The organism is Mucilaginibacter sp. GW822-FHT03E02 (assembly GCF_058801545.1).
The window spans coordinates 556,004-572,577 of sequence record NZ_JBXANJ010000002.1 but is presented as its reverse complement, the minus strand read 5'-3'; the positions used below and the strand labels follow the sequence as shown (position 1 = coordinate 572,577).

The 16,574-nt window shown below is 44.8% G+C and carries 12 protein-coding genes; 8 read left to right on the top strand and 4 right to left on the bottom strand.

Annotated elements, in window-relative coordinates:
• Positions 1-196: 196 nt before the first annotated feature.
• Positions 197-3,490, top strand: a complete 3,294-nt coding sequence (locus AC1RM2_RS29070; RefSeq protein ID WP_492988652.1) for a glycosyl hydrolase — start codon at positions 197-199, stop codon at positions 3,488-3,490.
• A gap of 158 nt (positions 3,491-3,648) precedes the next feature.
• Here AC1RM2_RS29070 and AC1RM2_RS29065 read toward each other — a convergent pair whose 3' ends face one another.
• On the bottom strand, positions 3,649-4,263 hold the full coding sequence (locus AC1RM2_RS29065) for a nucleotidyl transferase AbiEii/AbiGii toxin family protein (protein WP_492988651.1): 615 nt from the start codon (positions 4,261-4,263) through the stop codon (positions 3,649-3,651).
• A 26-nt stretch (positions 4,264-4,289) separates the two neighbouring features.
• Positions 4,290-4,793 carry a helix-turn-helix transcriptional regulator gene (locus tag AC1RM2_RS29060; protein ID WP_492988650.1) on the bottom strand — a complete coding sequence of 168 codons (504 nt, stop codon included), beginning with the start codon at positions 4,791-4,793 and terminating at the stop codon, positions 4,290-4,292.
• Between the two features lie 529 nt (positions 4,794-5,322).
• Here AC1RM2_RS29060 and AC1RM2_RS29055 point away from each other — a divergent pair.
• A complete protein-coding gene (locus AC1RM2_RS29055; protein WP_492988649.1) occupies positions 5,323-5,697 on the top strand; it encodes a VOC family protein in 375 nt (124 codons plus the stop codon).
• A 128-nt stretch (positions 5,698-5,825) separates the two neighbouring features.
• On the opposite strand, the gene AC1RM2_RS29050 is transcribed toward AC1RM2_RS29055, so the two are convergent.
• Together AC1RM2_RS29050 and AC1RM2_RS29045 are read right to left on the bottom strand one after the other, a co-directional pair.
• Positions 5,826-6,335, bottom strand: a complete 510-nt coding sequence (locus AC1RM2_RS29050) for a hypothetical protein (protein WP_492988648.1) — start codon at positions 6,333-6,335, stop codon at positions 5,826-5,828.
• 129 nt (positions 6,336-6,464) lie between these two features.
• Positions 6,465-7,502 carry a LacI family DNA-binding transcriptional regulator gene (locus tag AC1RM2_RS29045; RefSeq protein WP_492988647.1) on the bottom strand — a complete coding sequence of 346 codons (1,038 nt, stop codon included), beginning with the start codon at positions 7,500-7,502 and terminating at the stop codon, positions 6,465-6,467.
• Between the two features lie 131 nt (positions 7,503-7,633).
• On the opposite strand from AC1RM2_RS29045, the gene AC1RM2_RS29040 reads away from it, so the two are divergent.
• The 6 genes from AC1RM2_RS29040 to AC1RM2_RS29015 all read left to right on the top strand — a co-directional run bounded on the left by AC1RM2_RS29040 (position 7,634) and on the right by AC1RM2_RS29015 (position 16,463).
• Entirely contained in the window at positions 7,634-9,121 is a 1,488-nt protein-coding gene (locus tag AC1RM2_RS29040; RefSeq protein ID WP_492988646.1) for a xylulokinase, read from the top strand.
• A 120-nt stretch (positions 9,122-9,241) separates the two neighbouring features.
• Positions 9,242-10,570, top strand: a complete 1,329-nt coding sequence (gene xylA / locus AC1RM2_RS29035; protein ID WP_492988645.1) for a xylose isomerase — start codon at positions 9,242-9,244, stop codon at positions 10,568-10,570.
• 52 nt (positions 10,571-10,622) lie between these two features.
• A complete protein-coding gene (locus AC1RM2_RS29030) occupies positions 10,623-12,323 on the top strand; it encodes a sodium/sugar symporter (RefSeq protein WP_394349445.1) in 1,701 nt (566 codons plus the stop codon).
• A gap of 474 nt (positions 12,324-12,797) precedes the next feature.
• Positions 12,798-13,997, top strand: a complete 1,200-nt coding sequence (gene uxuA, locus AC1RM2_RS29025; protein WP_492989289.1) for a mannonate dehydratase — start codon at positions 12,798-12,800, stop codon at positions 13,995-13,997.
• A gap of 10 nt (positions 13,998-14,007) precedes the next feature.
• The gene (gene uxaC, locus AC1RM2_RS29020) at positions 14,008-15,420 is read left to right on the top strand and encodes a glucuronate isomerase (protein WP_492988644.1); all 1,413 of its coding nucleotides are present in this window, start codon (positions 14,008-14,010) and stop codon (positions 15,418-15,420) included.
• Entirely contained in the window at positions 15,417-16,463 is a 1,047-nt protein-coding gene (locus AC1RM2_RS29015) for a PfkB family carbohydrate kinase (protein ID WP_492988643.1), read from the top strand. Before uxaC ends, AC1RM2_RS29015 begins: the two co-directional genes overlap by 4 nt.
• The last annotated feature ends 111 nt before the right edge of the window (positions 16,464-16,574 follow it).

Sequence of the window (16,574 nt, the reverse complement as noted above, 5' to 3'; positions counted from 1 at the left end):
TAAGGTGGAGTATTGTATTTGTGGAGGAGATTTTGTAAAAAAAACACTCTGTAAATTAATAACTTTCAAAATATTTTAAAGAGGACAGCACAGGACAGTTTTGGAAAATATTAATGATAGTTTAGATTACCCAAATCCGGCAGGTATTTAAATGGATGCTGCCAACCCTTTATAACCTATAAGCAAAAACAAAAGGATGCGCCTAAAAAAAATATTATTCACGCTGTTGTTGGCTGTTTTGTTGATGATGGTAAGTTTTTTTTCATCAACGGCCCAGGTAGCGCCAATATTGCCGCCGGCGCAGCAGCTTAACCGCAGTTTTGGCCAATATGATAAGGCAGCCTTTATGTCGCCGCCAAAAGTTTACTATCCCGAAACCTGGTTTCATTTAATAGGGGGTAATGTTTCAAAAAAAGGCATCACGGCCGATCTGGAAGCTATTGCAAGGTCGGGAATTTCGGGCATCCAGCTTTTTCACGGACAGTTTGGCGGGCCCTGGCCGGGTGTTAGTCCGCAAATTGCATGTTTGAGCCCGTTATGGGAAGATGCTATACGCCATACCGCGCAGGAATGCCGCCGCCTGGGTTTGCGCTTTACCATGCAAAATTGCCCCGGATGGGCAATGGCTGGCGGGCCATGGATAACACCGGCCAACGCTATGCGACATTTAGCCTGGAGCAGAATCGATTTAGCAGGAGGGAGGGGAGTAATAAACATACACCTTGCCCAGCCGCAGCCCAGCAGCGAACCCTGGCGCGATTACAGGGATATCACCGTACTGGCATTTCCAACTCCGTTAGGCGATACCGGCAAGCCGCTTGTAGCCCAATCTGTTAAGGGCAGTAGCAATATTTCTTGGGAGGATTGTTTCCTGAAACAGGCGAAAGAATCTGTGCACCTTAAACCGGCAGCCACAGGCGAACCGTATTGGGCTGAAGTAACCTTTGCCGATACCGTGACCATCCGGACCATCGAATTTCCGAGCGTTAACAGCATGGGACATGCCTGGAATTATGAGCCCGGCGTAAAAATAAAAGCGCAGGCTATCATGGCAAGCGGTAAAGTAACAGATATTTTAAATACCACTATCCCCCAAGGGAACTGGCAGGATACCCGGCCGCTCTCTTTTGCCTGCACTGAAGTAAAAGGTGCTAAAACGATAAAGCTCTATATCGAAAACAAACACGATATGGCCCTTGGCTTCATCCGTTTCTTTTCGGCTGCCCGCAAAAATAGCTGGGAGTCAGAAGCCGGGTGGACCTTGCGCAGCATCGACCGCAACGGCAAAAAGTACGGGCAATCGCCTAAAAGCTATATCGATCCGGCCCAGATTCGCGATATCACCAACATGATGGATGCGCAAGGCAATTTAAAATGGGCTGCCCCACGCGGTAAATGGACGGTTTTGCGCATAGGCCACGTAAACAGCGGCAAGCAAAATGGCCCCGCCCCGGCAGAGGGTACTGGCTGGGAGAGTAATAAACTTTCAGAGGCCGGTGCCAACGCACACTTTGCCGGTTATATCGGCAGGCTATCCGGAGCAAATGGTGTGCTGGGCGATGGCCTGTTAAAAGGCATGCTGATGGACAGCTGGGAATGCGAAACTCAAACCTGGACACAAAATATGGAACAGGAGTTTAACCGTGTGGAGGCCTACCCGCTGCGCAAATGGATCCCTGCTTTGTTTGGCTATGTGCTGAAAGACCAAGAAACCACATTCAAATTCCTGCGCGACTGGCGGTCGACCTTAAACGACTTGTATACCAATAAGTTTTATGGACGCATGGCGCAGCTGGCCAAGCAAAACAACCTGGTTGTATCGTACGAAACTGCCGCCGGGGATGTTTTTCCGGCTGATATTTTAGAATATTACAAGTTTGCCGATGTACCCATGTGCGAATTCTGGCAGCCTTTTACCAATGGCTACGTAGGCTCGTTTAATTTTAAACCCATTAAACCGGCCGCCTCCGCCGCACATATTTACGGCAAACCCCGGTTGGGTGCCGAAGCATTTACATCTTTCGCGCTCACCTGGGACGAGCACTGGCAGGATTTAAAGGAAGTGGCCAACGTGAACATTGTTGAAGGCGTAACACACCTGGTATACCATACCTATACACATAATCCCAAAGCCGATTCGTTGAAGCCCGGTACTTCATTTGGGTCGGGCATAGGTACCCCGTTCCTGAGGCAGCAAACCTGGTGGGACGATATGCCACAGCTGAACGGCTATTTTGCGCGTGTTAGTTATTTACAGGAGCGTGGCAGGCCGGTATCGGATGTGCTTTGGTATCTGGGTGACGAGATAGACCATAAACCCGATCAAAACGCCCCGTTCCCGGAGGGCTTTAAATATGATTATTGCAACCCCGATGTTTTGCTGAACAGGCTTGCCGTGGCAAACGGGATGCTGGTAACGCCTGAAGGGATAAGCTACAGGGTGTTATGGTTGCCATCAACCATCCATATGCTGCCGCAAACATTAGAAAAACTGGAGGCATTAATCCGTGCCGGCGCTACAGTTGTTGGCGATGCCCCACAATACCTGGCAACGCTTAGCGGCGGCCAAAAATCACAACTCCGTTTTAATACCGCTGTAAAAAACATTTGGGGTGATAAACAAACAAAAGGCCTGCGTAAATTGGGCAAAGGCGCTTTAATATCAGGAACTTCCCTGGCCGATGCTTTACAACAAATGCAATTAACCCCTGATGTTACCGGCGGAGACGCCATTTGGACACACCGCAAAGCAGAGGGGGCCGACTGGTATTTCATATGCGCGCCAAAAGGCAAAGCATTTAAAGGCACGCTTGATTTCCGCAATACAGGTGCTGCCGAAATGTGGGATCCCCTTAATGGCACAACCAGGGCTGTAGCAGCCGAACAAAAACAAGGCCGTACATCTGTAACTTTTGATTTACCACAGACAGGCTCATGCTTTGTGGTTTTTAATCATAATCAGGCGCAAAACGCCGCAAATAAACCCGTCCAAACAAAAGTAATTGCCACAACCAACCTCACCGCTCCCTGGGAACTATCTTTCCCGGAAGGATGGGGCGCGCCGCAATCAACCCGGATCAATGAATTAAAACCCTGGAAAGATCTGGATCTATCGCCCGAGGCAAAAGCGTTTTCGGGTACCGCCGCGTATATCACCACGTTTAACATTGATAAAATTGAACCCGGTGCGCATTTTTTGATTAACCTTGGCTCGGTGAATATGATTGCCAAAGTTACGCTAAACGGGAAGTTTATCGGTACTGTATGGTGCAATCCTTACCAGCTGGATTTAACCAATGCAATTGTTGCCGGCAAAAATTCGCTTAAAGTGGAAGTAACCAGCACGTGGTTCAACCACTTGGCCTATGATGCCGGCTTACCCGAAGATAAACGCAAAACCTGGACGATAAGCGGGCCGGAAAAAGGTTCGCCGTTGAGGGAAAGTGGGTTGATTGGGCCGGTGAGGTTGGTGGTGGAGAAGGGGGAATAGATCCGATAATGTTTAGAATATCAATTAAAGATAGTCCACGCAGCCATTAGCGAATGATCACGAAGCATTGTTATACATACGATTAACTAAAAGAAATCTTTGATGAATAACTGGTGTTTACCGATGCAGATCGAAAGAGTGTTTGATGATAATGAAAATTAACGGTTAGTCACAGCATTTTCAATGTCTTCCATTATAAATATCCATTCTTTGTTTTTGAGGCAGATGGGGTCTGGCTCCTCATTGGCAGCGTCGAATGATACAAAATTCTTAAGAATGGTATCCCTGTTGTGTGTCCATTGAAAACGTTTGTTATGCAATTGGATCATGTCATCAATGGTGTATTTGGTAAGCAATTCGTGTAAGTCCCAAAAGTCTTTTTTACGGCCTCCGCGCAGTACCACGTCGATTTTCATGGCCACTATTTCTTCCATAGAGGCAATTCTGACACCATCCTCTAAAATAAACGGCTGGAAAAACGGATCCATCGAATAGTAGATGTCGAGTTTTACGGCATTTTCTGCATTTGTACCGATTCTGTAAGATTTTCCCATTCCAGGGTTGCCTCCAAAATCGCCATTTATAAAAGGGAACTTTTGTGCAAGCATTGATTCAATGCGGTTAAAATCAACAGTTCCATAAGGTTTGTCTGTAAAAAGGTCTATATCCACAGATATCCGGTGGCCGAGATGAAAACTTAGCGCGGTTCCTCCTACTAAGCGGAAGTCTATCAATTCCGGTGCATCCATCAAAGTTAGAAGGCTGTCTCTCAATTTATCTTCAACTGTATTCCAATACATTAGCGAGTGTTTAAATGCGGCATAACAGGACTATTTTTAGCCGATATGCTGGCACTCCCTGTGATCTCCTTTATTTTGGCTGCTCCGTAGAAGCGCAGCAGCTCTTGCTTCTGTTCGTGGGTGCCGCGCTCAAAAACACGCTGAATTACATACCTGGCATGTTTTTCCCAATTGATCTTACCCAGATCAGTATCCCAGAAAAGCGACTTATGAATGATTGAAAAATCAGGATGCTGCTTGTTTTGCCCTTCCTTTTGTTTTTTAATCTCGTAAAAAACCTGTAACATCATCATCGATCCTTCTTCCAGTCCCAGTGCATTTTCAATTTTCAGCGCCAGTGGGGTGTTTAGGTTTCGTATTCCTTTAGTTATCGCGTTGAGGGTTTGCGGATGCTCGGGAAGTGAAAGCGCAAAGGCGCGTTTGCTGAGCTTTCTTTTTTTTAACTCACGCTCCAATACCAGGCCGGGATGAATACCCTTGTATTTTTCAAATTCTTTGATCATATTCAAATGTAAGCAAATTTGCTTACATCAACAAATGCAAAACCTGGACGATAAGCGGTCCGGAGAAAGGTTCGCCGTTGAGGGAAAGTGGATTGATTGGGCCGGTGAGGTTGGTGGTGGAGAAGGAGTTGTAGGGGACAAGAAAACGTTGGTTATGAACGTAGGCGTAGCCCCGCCGGGTGAGTCTTCTCCGTTATGCAATATCGGTATTACATTAGCGCGTGTTTAAATGCGGCACAACAATCGTATTTTTAACAGAACTGTTGGACCACCCGGCGATCTCCTTTATTTTTGTGGCGCCGGTAAAACGTAGTCCCTGCTTTGCATGAATGGGCCGCTTGGGACGCGTACAGTTCTACAGATGAACCCGGCGCATTATTTGAAAAATACAGTGCTGCCAGTGTATTATTTATTTCACAAATCAATCCATAATAATAGCAATTGATTGCGTGGGTTTGAGGTAGCGGATACCGATGGCTACGTTTTATTTTTTTTTGGAGGCCTAACGCATAATTCTAAATTTATCAAAATGAGTACAAATTATCTGAAAATCAAAAGCATGAGTCCGCAGTTTGTCGTAACCGACCTTGAGCGTTCCCTGGATTTTTATACCCGTGAACTGGGATTCGAAATTGATTTCCGTTACGAGGATTTTTATGCCGGGATTATTAAAGGTAGTTACACAATACACCTTAAATTAGGTTACGGAACTATCGAAAAAAAGGCATTCAAAGCTAAAAACGAACACCTTGATCTGTGTTTTGCGGTAGTAGATATTGACAGCCTTTTTGAAGCGATAAAAAAACAGCCGATAAACATTATACAGCCACTAAGGGAAATGCCCTACGGACGCGAATTTTATATTACCGACCCGGATGGTTATATCCTGAGTTTTTTAGAATAATCCGGTTTCGCTGAGGATGTCTATTATTTGTTATAGAAGAGAGAATTGCTTTGAATCGTCATGCCATATAGGCTATTCCCACTTGGGTAAGCTGGCATTATTAAAATATCTAAAGGATAACGTGCTTACTAAAACCAGCTTTTAAGTTCCCCCGTCATTTTATCTTGTTCAGGTAGTTCAGTTTTACCGCATATCAGGTCATCAATTCCCGCAGCAATACTGGTAGCTACAGTTTCGTGTCTTATAAAACTGATAATCCAATTGGCACCGCATAACCACAAAAACGCGGCAATGCCTACCCACCAGGAACCGCCACTTACCAACGAAAAAGCGCCCATAATAGTTGAGGCTATTGTTGTGAAAACAAAAAGCTCACGCATATCGATCTGATAATTCAACCACCATGTATCATTTTTATAAATTAAACTAAAGATCCCATCGTCAACGCTCCCGAATAAAGACCCTCTCCTGGCAGATGTCGAACCTTTATAGCTTACATGGATATCTTCGGCAACAACGTTATTTGCTTTATCGTCCAATATACTCTTCACTATATATTGCAATACCTTATGTTGGTTATTAGGTGTTATTGTTGCTTTTAATCGCCTGTTATAGTTTATGCTGAATGGGAAAATCATAGCCTAATGATCTGTTAAATAAAGATAACAGGATATTTTGACAATAAGATAATCAAAAAACTGGGGCAAGCGTTACAATTTGATCATTGACACCTTCATCTGGTTTGATGAAGAAAATAAATTTACTTTTTACCCTTTCCCATTTCTCGCCGTCGATCCCCTGATAATCAATTCCGGTTTTATGCTGATGATTTTTGGTTTGGATGTGGTATCGGTATTACCTTTTTCCTGGAAATACAGGTTGGCAACCGTATTGCCCATATAAATACTAAACTGGTCTATCGTAGTTATGGATGGGCTGGTAATTTCTGAGAAACCTTCGTTGGCGTAGCCGCAAACGCCTAACTCAGATGGCACCTTTATTTTCATCGCATTGGCAACCTCCAAAACACCCAGGGCCGAGAAATCAGATGTGGAAGCAAATATGGCATCGGGAGGCTGGGGGAGGCTGAGCAGTTTGCGGGTACCTTCGGCACCTAATTCTTTTGTCCAGGCGTTTTCAACTATCAGTTCGTCAATCACATCAATATTGTAGGCTTTTAAGGCCCGCAGGTAGCCGGTTTTGCGCTGTTTAAAAATGCTTAGGTTTTGTGGGCCTTCCAGTAAGGCTATGCGTTTGTAGCCACTTTCTATCAGGTGCGATACGGCTTCGTACGATGCCTGTTCGTTATCGTTTATTACTTTTAGGGTTTCCAGTTCCTCGGCCACACGGTCGAACTGGATGAGCTGGATGCCATGGTCAATCACGTTTTGCAGGTGCTGGTAGTCGCTGCCATCAGCCGATACCGATATTACAATACAATCCACATCTTGGTTTATCAAGGTATTTACACACTGTATCTCTTTATCATGCGATTCGCCCGATTGGCAGATGATGAGATTGTAGCCTTTTTGATAGGTTGCTTCCTCGATACCCGCAATAACGTTGGCAAAAAAGTTTTGATTAATGCGCGGCACCACAATGCCGATAGTTTTGGAATGCCCCTTGCGCAGGTTTGACGCCAGGATGTTACGCTTGTAGTTAAGTTCGTCGGCGGTTTTCATGATCAGCTCCTTGGTTTTTTCGTTTACCTGGTTGCTGTTATTCAATGCGCGAGACACCGACGAAGCGGTTATGCCCAGTTTTTCGGCGATGTCATAAATGGTGGTGCGTTTTCCCTTTTTCATTATAAAGTGCAAGTTGGAAAAAATATTTTACGCAATCGATTGTAATTTTAAATATTTATTTAATTTCGTGAAGTTAAATACCCAAAAATAAACCCGTTTTTACTATTCATGCTAAAACCCAAAACAAATCCATGTTATTATTAGGGATTGATATAGGTACTTCTTCAGTTAAAGTTAGTGTTGTTAACGCTGATACGCAACAAATTATAACGTCGGCACAGTTTCCGGACGAGGAATCGCCTATAAAGGCGGTACATCCCGGTTGGGCCGAGCAGTCGCCACTCATGTGGTGGGACCAGGCGCAACAGGCATTGGCACGCTGCCATGCCAAAGGTGGTTACAACCCGCAGGATATTGCCGCCATAGGGATAGCTTACCAGATGCACGGCTTAGTTTTGGTTGATAAAGACCAGAATGTTTTACGCGACAGCATTATCTGGTGCGATAGCCGCGCCGTTGAAATTGGCGATAAAGCCTTTGCCGCCATAGGTGAAGAAAAATGCTTATCGCACCTGTTAAACTCGCCGGGCAACTTTACCGCATCCAAACTGGCCTGGGTAAAAGAGAACGAGCCCAGGATTTATGCTAAAATAGACAAGATCATGCTGCCAGGCGATTACATCGCCATGAAGCTAACCGGCGAGATCACCACCTCGGTATCGGCATTATCAGAAGGGGTGTTCTTCGATTTTAAAACCAACGGTATCTCTAAAGATGTTATCAATTATTTTGGTTTTGATGAAAGCCTGTTCCCGGTTATCAACCCGGTTTTTTCATCACACGGAGCGTTAAAAAGCGATGTAGCCGGAAAACTTGGCCTTAAAGCAGGTATCCCGGTGACCTATAAATCGGGCGATCAGCCAAATAATGCTTTATCATTAAATGTATTAAACCCAGGCGAGGTAGCTGCCACGGCAGGCACATCAGGCGTAATATACGGTGTAAGCGATCAACTGGCTTATGACCAGCAATCGCGCATCAACACCTTTGCCCACGTAAACTATTCCGAAGAGGAGAAACGATTGGGCGTATTGCTTTGCATTAACGGAACGGGCAGCCTATACCGCTGGGCCAAATACAATTTTGGCGCAGGCTTGGGCTACAATCAACTCAACGAAGAAGCAAAAAGAGCCCCCCTGGGCAGCGATGGCTTGCGCGTGCTGCCCTTTGGCAACGGTGCCGAGCGCATGCTGAACAATAAACAGGTAGGCGCCCATTTTCAAAATATCGACCTTAACCTGCATACCCAGGCGCATATTTTCCGCGCGGTACAGGAGGGCATTGCATGCGCGTTCCGCTATGGTTTTGATATCATGCGCAGCAACGGCATGAACCCAACCGTCATCCGCGCCGGCAAAAGCAACCTGTTTTTAAGCGAGCTGTTTACCGAAACTTTTGTAAACGCCACTGGCGTCCCCGTTGAACTATACAACAACGACGGCAGCGTAGGCGCGGCATTAGGCGCCGGGATAGGTGCAGGCATCTTCAAATCGCCGTCAGAAGCATTCAGCAATACCAAAGCCATCCAATTAATAGAACCAGATCTTTCCGTTGATTTTGAACCTATTTATAATGAGTGGAAAGAACTACTTGAGATTAGGTTAAAGGCGAAAGGATAAAGGCAAAAGGACGGAGCCGCCAATAAAAGCAGACGAAATTCAATAACTCAGTAATTCAATAATTAATAAAATTCAATAAATCACTAATTCACTAACTCAATAATTCACTAATTAAACAATATGAAAATCATCACAGGCGAAAAGGAATTTTTCAAAGGAATAGGGCAGATAGCTTACGAAGGGCAGGAATCAGATAACCCGCTGGCGTTTCGCTGGTACGATGCCAACAGGGTAGTGGCCGGCAAAACCATGGCCGAGCATTTGCGTTTTGCCTGCGCTTACTGGCATTCATTTAATGGTAACGGCGCCGATCCGTTTGGCGGACCAACCCACATTTTTGAATGGGACGAGAAAACCGACGCTGTAGAACGCGCTAAAGACAAAATGGATGCAGCGTTTGAGTTTATCACCAAAATGAATATCCCTTACTACTGTTTTCATGATGTAGACGTGGTAGATTATACCAACGATGTAAACGAAAACGACCGACGCATCCAGGCTTTGGTTGAATATGCCAAACAAAAACAAGCCGAAAGCGGTGTTAAATTGCTTTGGGGAACATCAAACCTGTTTAGCCACCGCAGGTATATGAACGGTGCTGCAACTAATCCCGATTTTCATGTATTAGCCCACGCTGGCGCACAGGTTAAGGCTGCAATTGACGCCACCATCGCTTTAGGCGGCGAAAACTATGTTTTCTGGGGTGGTCGTGAAGGCTATATGAGCCTGCTGAATACCGATATGAAACGCGAGCAGGAGCATTTTGCTAAATTTTTACATACCGCTAAAGATTACGCACGCAAACAAGGCTTTAAAGGAAACTTCTTTATCGAACCAAAACCCTGCGAGCCAACCAAACACCAGTATGATTATGATGCCGCTACCGTTTTAGGCTTTTTGCAGAAATATGATTTGCTGAATGACTTTAAACTGAACCTGGAAGTTAACCACGCTACATTGGCCGGCCATACTTTCCAGCATGAATTGCAGGTAGCTGCAGATTCGGGTTTATTAGGCTCGATAGATGCCAACCGTGGCGATACCCAAAACGGATGGGATACCGATCAGTTTCCGAACGATATCAACGAAATTACCGAATCGATGATGATTATCCTGGAAGCAGGTGGTTTACAAGGCGGCGGTATTAATTTTGATGCCAAAATTCGCCGTAACTCAACAGATCAGGCTGACTTGTTCTACGCTCATATTGGTGGTATGGATATCTTCGCCCGCGCCCTGGTTATAGCCGATAATATTTTGCAAAAATCGGAGTATAAAAAGATCCGTGCCGACAGATATGCCTCATTTGATGCAGGTTCGGGAAAAGATTTTGAGGATGGTAAGTTATCGTTAGAAGATTTGCGTAACTATGCAATAGCCAATGGCGAGCCAAAAACATTAAGTGGCCGACAAGAATATTTAGAAAATTTGATAAATCGCTATATATAGCTTATAATTGTCAATCTAACATTATTAAAACCAACTTAACCAAACAATGAACCTGAAAACCCTCTCGTACGGCGATTATGTCGTGTTTTTTATTTACTTCGTTATAGTATCCAGCTATGGCTATTGGGTATACAAGCGTAAGCATAATGCCGACGCGACCTCGAAAGACTATTTTTTGGCCGAAGGATCGCTTACCTGGTGGGCAATCGGGGCATCATTAATCGCCTCCAATATATCTGCCGAGCAATTTATCGGCACCAGCGGATCGGCGTTCAAGATGGGTTTAGCGATATCAACTTACGAGTGGATGGCGGCAATTACGCTGATTATTGTGGCTGTATTTTTTATACCGGTATATCTTAAAAACAAGATATTCACCATGCCGCAATTTTTGCACCAGCGCTATAACAGCACGGTTGCTATGATAATGGCTATATTTTGGCTGTTGCTATACATTGTAGTTAACTTAATGTCTATCCTTTACCTGGGTGCATTGGCTATCAGTGGTATATCTGGCCTCAACATCTGGTTATGTATTATATTACTCGCAGTTTTCTCGGCATTTATTACTCTTGGGGGCATGAAGGTTATCGGTTACACTGATGTTATTCAGGTTGCTGTGCTTATTTTAGGCGGATTGATGGCTTCTTACCTGGCGTTAACGTTATTAAGTGAGAAGGAGGGCACTACAGGTTTATTAAATGGATTTAAAATATTACATTCAGAAGCTTCAGACCACTTCCACATGATCTTCAAGAAGGATAATCCTAACTACATGGATTTGCCTGGTTTATCAGTTTTAATAGGCGGTATGTGGATCACCAATCTTAATTATTGGGGCTGTAACCAATATATTACACAAAGGGCTTTGGGTGCAAACCTTAAAACCGCCCGTGGTGGTATTCTTTTTGCGGCTTTCCTTAAACTATTAATGCCTGTTATTGTGGTACTACCGGGTATTGCAGCTTATTTATTGTACCAAAAAGGCATGTTCCATCAGGAAATGATGAGCTCAACAGGTGTAACCGATCCTAATAAAGCTTATCCATCTTTATTGAACTTATTGCCAACCGGATTAAAAGGCCTATCGTTTGCGGCACTAACGGCGGCAATTGTAGCTTCTTTAGCAGGTAAAGCCAATAGTATAGCCACTATATTTACATTAGATATCTATAAAAAAGCTATCAATCCCGGGGCTACTGATAAAAAATTGGTAAATCTTGGTAAAATATCTGTTCTCGTTGCTTTGGCATTAGGCGTTATTTTATCGTTTTTTATCGGCAACGCTTTGATGGGCGAAGGTAAACAAGGGTTCCAGTACATCCAGGAGTATACAGGGTTTGTATCTCCTGGTATATTTGCCATGTTCATTCTTGGTTTTTTCTGGAAAAAAGCTACATCAAACGCGGCCTTGTTTGCTACAATTGGTGGTTTCATTATGTCGTGTGTATTTAAAGTTTTACCACGCTTTGCCGATCTTAGCTTCCTGTCGCCATACGGTTTCTCCAAACTGGCTTTACAGGATGATAAAGTAACCAAACTGTACGAAATACCTTTCCTTGACCGTATGGGCTTTGTATTTGTTATTTGTATTATAGGTATGTACATCATATCAAAAATTGAAACTGCCAAAGGTGTTGTTACCAATGGCCTTGAAATTGACGCATCGATGTTTAAAACTTCGAAAGGCTTTTTGGCCGGTGCGGTAATTATTACAGGTATCGTGGTTGCACTTTACTCTGTTTTCTGGTAGCAGACAATTTTGTTGAAATACTTAAAGAGCGGCGGGTTTTACCTGTCGCTCTTTTTTTTACCCACAGCCTCACAGCCGGATTAATTCAATGAATTTAACACCACGCATCGCCTGGATTAAAAATATTAACCGATGGTAGTGTACTACCCTGTGCCAGGGTGTACCACCCCGTGCCAGGGTGTTTCATCCTGTTTCATTTGTTCCGGTACACACAGTTTGTATTTAATCTATGCAGTTTACAACGCCTCTTCCATGCCCATTTCTACTTACCGCAGGTAAAGACATTTATTCTACTTTTTTTGATCGAGATTCACCCTTTTGCAGTTTTCTTAAAACTTGTATACACACAGTAGCCTTTGGAGAGGGCAGGGCGAGGCTTCTCCGCAATCGTTATCGTAGATTGTTGCAAATATCGTTTCCATCCTAAACTAATGATGTGTAATTTGCCCGTTCAAACTACAATACCATTAACCTATAGTGAATAATTTAGAAGAAACATTCCGGTGGTTTGGCCCTGCCGATCCGGTTACACTAACAGCAATTTCGCAATCCGGGGCTACCGGCGTTGTTACAGCACTTTACCACATCCCAGTTGGCGAGGTTTGGAGTTTGGATGAAATCATCCAACGTAAAAATATAATTGAGGCAGCCGGTTTACGGTGGTCGGTTGTAGAGAGCGTGAATATTCACGAAAGCATAAAAACCGCCGGTGCCGATAGGGATACATATATCCAAAACTATGTGGCTACGCTTCAAAATCTGGCGCAGGCAGGCATCAATATTGTATGCTACAACTTTATGCCCGTGCTTGATTGGACACGAACCGACCTGGATTACCTGCTGGCCAACAAGGCAACTGCCTTAAGATACGATGCTAAAGCTTTAGCCGCATTTGATTTGTATATCCTGGAGCGCCTGGGCGCCCGCGATGATTACAGCGCCGCCCAACAGCAGGTTGCCAAACAATACCTTGACAATATTACCGCCGATGAACGTACGCAGCTGATCAATAACCTGATGGCAGGTTTACCAGGCACCAACAAAACATTAACCATTCCCGAATTTAAAGAGCACTTAAAGCGCTACGCGGATATTGATGCCGCTGGTTTAAAGGAAAACCTTGCCTATTTTTTACGTGGAATTATCCCGGCTGCCGAAAAAGCAGGCGTTAAAATGTGCATTCACCCGGACGATCCTCCATTCCCGATATTGGGCCTGCCACGAGTGGTATCTACCGAGCAGGATTTGGCCGACCTGGTTAACTATTGCCCTTCGCCAAGTAACGGCATCACTTTTTGTACCGGGTCATTAGGGGCAAGGGCCGATAATGATTTGCCTGGAATTGTAGAACGATTAGGCGAACACATTCACTTCCTGCACCTGCGCAATGTGCAGCGCGAAGCTGATGGCAGCTTTTACGAGGCCGAGCATTTGGGCGGCAGTACCGATATGTACGCCGTAATGAAGAATATTGTATTGGAGCAGCAAAAACGTGTGGCCGATGGCCGGGATGATATTGCCATACCCATGCGCCCCGATCATGGACATAAACTGCTGGACGATTTTAACCACAAAACTTACCACGGCTACTCGGCCATAGGCAGGCTGAAAGGCCTTGCCGAATTACGGGGGCTTGAAATGGGCGTTAAACGTTCTTTATTGGATAAAGCATAACCTACTATTGATGAAAAACTTTTTAGATAAAGACTTTTTATTAACTACCGATACAGCGCGGCGACTGTACCATGAATATGCCGCGGATTTACCTATTATTGATTACCACAGCCATTTGCCGCCCGACCAGATTGCCGGCGATATTAACTTTGAAAACATAACCCAGGTATGGCTCAACGGCGACCATTATAAATGGCGTGCCATGCGTGCCAACGGCGTTGATGAGGATTACATTACCGGGAAGAAAACCGACCTGGAAAAATTTGAACAATGGGCGGCCACCGTACCCTATACACTGCGCAACCCGCTTTACCATTGGACACACCTCGAACTGCAGCGGTATTTTGATATTCACGACCTGTTATCGCCGGTTACGGCCAGGCAGATTTATGAGGAGAGTAGCAAAAAACTGCAATCTCCGGAGTATAGCATCCGCAATATCATCAAAAGCAAAAATGTTGAGGTAATATGTACTACCGACGACCCGCTTGACGATCTGGCTTATCATCAAAAAATAAAAGCCGATGGCTACGAAGTACAGGTGTTGCCAACCTTCAGGCCGGATAAGGCTATGAATGCCGATGATTTGGTAGGATTAAACTTGTACATTGATAAACTGCAGGTGATAGCAGGCACCGCTATCAATACTATTGATGCCTATTTATTGGCCTTAAAAGGCCGCCACGATTATTTTGCAGCAAACGGAGGCCGGTTATCTGACCATGGTTTGGAGCAGGTATATGCCGAAGATTATACCGATGCCGAAATAGCGGATATATTTATCAAGATAAGGAGCAACCAGTCCCTTGATGTAACCGAAGCTTTGCAATTTAAATCGGCCATGCTGCATAATTTTGCTTTGTGGAACCACGAAAAGGGCTGGGTAATGCAATTGCACCTGGGTGCCTTACGCAATAACAACGCCCGCGGACTAAGCGAGCTTGGGCCGGATACAGGTTGGGATTCGATAGGTGATTTTTCGCAGGGCAGGGCTTTGTCTAAATTCCTGAACCGGTTGGATACAACCAATCAGCTTAGCAAAACCATCCTGTATAACTTAAACCCGGCCGATAACGAACTAATGGCATCCATGACCGGTAATTTTAACGATGGCTCGGTAGCAGGAAAAATCCAGTTTGGTTCGGCCTGGTGGTTTTTGGATCAAAAAGACGGCATGACCAAACAGATGAATGCGCTATCCAACATAGGCTTGTTAAGCAGGCTCGTCGGGATGCTTACCGACTCGCGCAGCTTTTTATCTTTCCCAAGGCACGAGTATTTCCGCAGGCTGGTTTGTAACCTGTTTGGCGATGATATCGAAAACGGCGAGTTACCAAACGATATCGCCTGGACGGGCAAGATCGTTCAGGATATCTGCTACTACAACGCAAAAAATTACTTTAATTTCGATCAGAGCAAATGAGCGCGCCATTTGAAATAACAGCATCAAAAGGCCGCATCCTTTCATTTGGAGAGCTGCTTTTGCGGATTTGCCCCGATGCCGGCGGCCAATGGCTGAACCATAACCAACTGCCATTTTTTATAGGCGGTGCTGAACTGAACGTAGCCAGCGCACTGGCGCTTTGGCAATTACCATCGGCATATTTTACAGCCCTGCCGGACAATGCGCTGTCTGCCCAGATAATTGATCACCTGGAGGCAAAAAAAATTGATACTTCTCCGGTATTTAAGCAGGGCGATAGGATAGGGTTGTATTATTTAACCCAGGGTAAGGATGTTAAAAACAACGCCCTTATTTATGACCGCGAAGGTTCGGCATTTGCCATGTTAAAACCCGGCCAGGTTAATTGGCACGAGGTTTTGGATGGGGTAACCTGGTTCCATTTCAGCGCCATATGCCCGGCCATAAGCCAGGATGTGGCCGATGTTTGCCTGGAGGTGCTGGAAGCTGCTTCGGCAAAAGGGATCGCCATTTCTGTCGATTTAAATTACCGTTCAAGATTGTGGAAATACGGCAAGCAGCCTATAGATGTAATGCCACAACTTGTAAAATATGCCGATTTGGTAATGGGTAATGTTTGGGCGGCCGAATTGATGCTCGGCATCCCGGTAGCACCGGATATTCATGAATCAGGACAAAAAAGCATTTACCTGAAAGAGGCGCTTAAAACGTCAGAAACCATCATGGCCCAATACCCCAAATGCAAGGCTGTAGCCAATACTTTCAGATTTGACGCCGGCGAGGGTATTAACTATTATACGGCTTTATACACCGGGGATAAGTTATACAACTCCAGCCAATATGAAACCGACAAAGTGGTTGACAAAGTTGGCAGCGGCGATTGCTTTATGGCCGGGCTTATTTATGGTTTTTACAATAACCTGGGGCCGCAGCAAACATTGCAGTTTGCAACCGCCGCCGCATACACCAAACTGTTTATTGAGGGCGATGCCACTACTAAAACGGTTGAAGAAATTACTAATGTCGCGTTAACTGCGAACTGACTGATGGTTATTTAGTCGAAAGTCTTAAGTTCTAAGTCAGAAGATGACAAAATTAGACTTGGGACTTAAGACATTCGACTTAAGACTTTGAACTCAAGACTTAACAAAATT